Consider the following 3,031-nt stretch of genomic DNA (forward strand, 5'->3'; position numbering starts at 1 on the left):
TCTGGTTTCAATTCCTTGGGGGAGGCTCGAAGCCTCCCTCAAGGAAAAAGGGAGATATAATTCAATCCCTCCTCACCTCCCGAAAATACTTCGCGGGTTGTCCGGCCCATATCTGCCCCTCTGGCACATCTTTGAGTACCAATGCTGAAGCGCCCACCAGTGCATAATCGCCAATGTTGCAAAACTCGATTACGGTAGCGTGCAAGCCAATGGTGACCGCCTTGCCGATGGTGATGCGCGATCCCACCACACAAGTGGCGGTGATGTGGCACAAGGGGCCGATTACGGTATCGTGACCTACCAGGGTATGGGTGGACACGATGGTGCAGCGACCGACTTTGGCGTTTTGAGAAATTGAAGCAAACTGCATCACACAAGCACCAGGAGCCAGTTCCACCGTAGGCGCCACAAAAGCGCGTTTGCTGATGATGTTGGGCAGGCGCTCATCGGGGAGCTTGCAGCGCAAAAAGACCGCTTCGGTGAGGTAGTTGCGGTTGGTCATGTGGATGGTGAAGGCAAAATAATACCCTTCGTCAATAAAACGGGGAATATCGGCCAGTGTACCCAGTACCGGGTAGCCGTGAATGATCTGTCCCAGATCGTAATCGTTGCAGTAACCGGCGATTTCGTATTCCAGATCGCCAAAATTGGTACGGTTGTCTTCAACCACTTGCGAAATAAGCGCGCCTTTGCCCGCGCCGCCGATGATGATGATTTTTTTTGACATGCGGTTTTAGGGTTTTGAGATTTTTTGCGTCATACTAACTCACATTACGCAGGCAGCTTCGCTGCTTTGATTTTCCACCACTTAAGGCACTTCAGATACCTAAGAGTCACCTGAGGCAATACAGTTTGGATTCTAAGGTGACTCTTAGGTATCTTGGTGCCTAAGGTGGTGGAAAAATTAGAGCAGCTTCGCTGCTACTGCGTAATGTGAGATACTAAGTCTAAATCCAGACGAATAAATCAGTTCCATCCAATTCGTATTCCAGGAAAGCGAGGCGAAGGCGGGACTCAAAATGAAGACCACCACTTTCCAGGCTGAATTCCCAGCCATGCCAGGGGCAGCGCAGTACTGGATGCTCGGCATCGAGATGCAGTTGGTATTCGGCATCGGTGTATTGTGAGGCGGTGATTTTTCCCCTACAAATCGGAGCGCCAGCGTGTGGACAAAAATTGAGCATCACCACCGGCTTACCCTGATGCAGCGTAGCACCAACCGAGCGATTGCCCAATTCCCGGATGCTGAATTGCCCTTCTTGCAAGGCGTCCAATGCGCCAAAGTAGTGCCGCGTTTTCATGCTGGGTGTTTGAAGGATTTGAACCAGGACGCTGCATTGTCGTAAAAAATGCCCGAGTCCCAGGCTGTTGGCAAGTAGCGGCGGATAAAATCTGGCTCGTCGGCATCCCAATGCGGGTAGTCGCTGCCAAATACCAGGTTGTGTTGCAATCCTCCTGCTTCGATTACGTCCTGCAATTTACTGGCTTCGCGCGGCTCGTAAATGGGCTGTACGCCAAACATAAAATGCTGCAAAATGTATTCGGAAGGAAGCTTGCGCAGAGCCGGAGCCAGGCGGTGCAAGGCTTTGTAATCTTTGTCAAAACGCCACATCAGGTGAATGGCCCAAATGAATCCGCCTTCCATCATCATGACTTTCAAATTGGGCAATTCCTCGAACACACCTGAAGAAACCAGCATTACCAGTTGCGCCTGGTAGGGCAAACTGACCAGAGTATGGTAATCCAGGTAATTGAAAGGCATGCCTACTGGCGTCATATCAGGCGCACTGGGGCCGGGTTGCCGAAAATGCAAAGCCACTACCAAATCCATTTCGGCTGCTGCCCGCAAAATCGGTCGATAAAACGGATGTGCCAGGGGTAGGGTAGTGGCGGCAGGAATGCTCACTTGCACCACTTTGGGATGCGAACCCCAGCGGTAAATCTCGGCTGCCGCCGCTTCAGGGTGCTGGATGGCCAAATGCAACGAACCCAAAAAACGCTCATCTTTGCTGAGCCATTCTTCTACCAGGTACTGATTGTAAGCGCTGGCCAAAGCGGCAGGGTATTCGGCATCGGGCATGTACGAGAGGCCAGAAATGCCTTCTCCCGTCAGTACCACATAATCGATGGGCAATTTATCCAGCAACTGGGTTTTCATCAGGCCGTAATCGGAACCTGCTGGGCCGTTTTCAGGCTTGGCATCCAGACGCTTGGCATGAACATTGCTATAGAAAGTTTCGAGGGGATAGCCAAAACCCTTTTCCTTGAGGCGGGTCAGCCAAGGCTCGGCCAGGTAAGGATACAACTCGGTTTGGGAGCGGTAGGTGTTGTGAACGTCACAATCGATGATGGCTTGAGCTTTAGGCATGCGTACAGTACTTTAGTGGCGTATATCATTCCAACTTATACCAGGGAATAGATCAGGACAATGATGATGATGACTATCACAATCACCGTGAGGGTTTGATAAAAACGGCTGTGCTCATATTTGGTGCGGTACAAAACCTCCATCGCGTCGGGCCATTGTAGCTTTTTGCCGATCTTTTCGTGTACCATGACGAAGTATTTATCATTGCCCAATCGCACCTGATCACCATGTTTTTGCATGATGAAAAAGTTTTCATTCATGAAGGACAACTCATACATTTCGGTGCTTTCGTAATCAATGATCATCCGATTGGGGGTATCCATCAGTTTCCAACTGCCGTTGCTCACATCGCCGTTTTCGATGCGCATGTACTCTCCGCCATCATTGAAAAAGTGAAGTACCTGGTCGTGAAAGCCATCGTCGTCGCGAAATTCCATCCAGGATTTGCCTACATAAAAGCGCTCCTCACGCAGGTCTTCGCCCCATTGCTTGACCTGCGGTATGATGATGTCCAGGTATTTTTGCATGCTTTCCGCCTCGGGCATTTCCTGCCTGGAGATGCTGCGGGCTTCGTTGAAAGCATCAAGTAAACGGTTGCGTGCCATGCTTTTCCAAGTGCTTGAGAGCTACAAATATACTAAAAGCATGCAACATGAAAATGAA

The 3,031-nt window shown here is 50.4% G+C and carries 4 protein-coding genes; all 4 read right to left on the reverse strand.

Features of this window, described 5'->3' with window-relative positions; translation table 11 throughout:
- Window positions 1–61: 61 nt before the first annotated feature.
- The 4 genes from ABW391_RS27205 to ABW391_RS27220 all read right to left on the reverse strand — a co-directional run bounded on the left by ABW391_RS27205 (window position 62) and on the right by ABW391_RS27220 (window position 2,973).
- Complete coding sequence (locus ABW391_RS27205) at window positions 62–727, reverse strand: LbetaH domain-containing protein (protein ID WP_353485061.1); 666 nt, start codon at window positions 725–727, stop codon at window positions 62–64.
- A gap of 220 nt (window positions 728–947) precedes the next feature.
- On the reverse strand, window positions 948–1,301 hold the full coding sequence (locus ABW391_RS27210) for a Rieske (2Fe-2S) protein (protein WP_353485062.1): 354 nt from the start codon (window positions 1,299–1,301) through the stop codon (window positions 948–950).
- Window positions 1,298–2,368: an amidohydrolase family protein gene (locus ABW391_RS27215; protein WP_353485063.1), complete on the reverse strand. Its 1,071-nt coding sequence runs from the start codon at window positions 2,366–2,368 to the stop codon at window positions 1,298–1,300. The genes ABW391_RS27210 and ABW391_RS27215 overlap by 4 nt, the downstream gene beginning before the upstream one ends.
- Before the next feature lie 35 nt (window positions 2,369–2,403).
- Window positions 2,404–2,973, reverse strand: coding sequence for a hypothetical protein (locus tag ABW391_RS27220; RefSeq protein ID WP_353485064.1), 570 nt, complete (start codon window positions 2,971–2,973; stop codon window positions 2,404–2,406).
- Window positions 2,974–3,031 lie beyond the last annotated feature (58 nt).

Origin of the sequence: Haliscomenobacter sp., assembly GCF_040403615.1 — a bacterium.
Classification (GTDB): Bacteria; Bacteroidota; Bacteroidia; order Chitinophagales; family Saprospiraceae; genus Haliscomenobacter.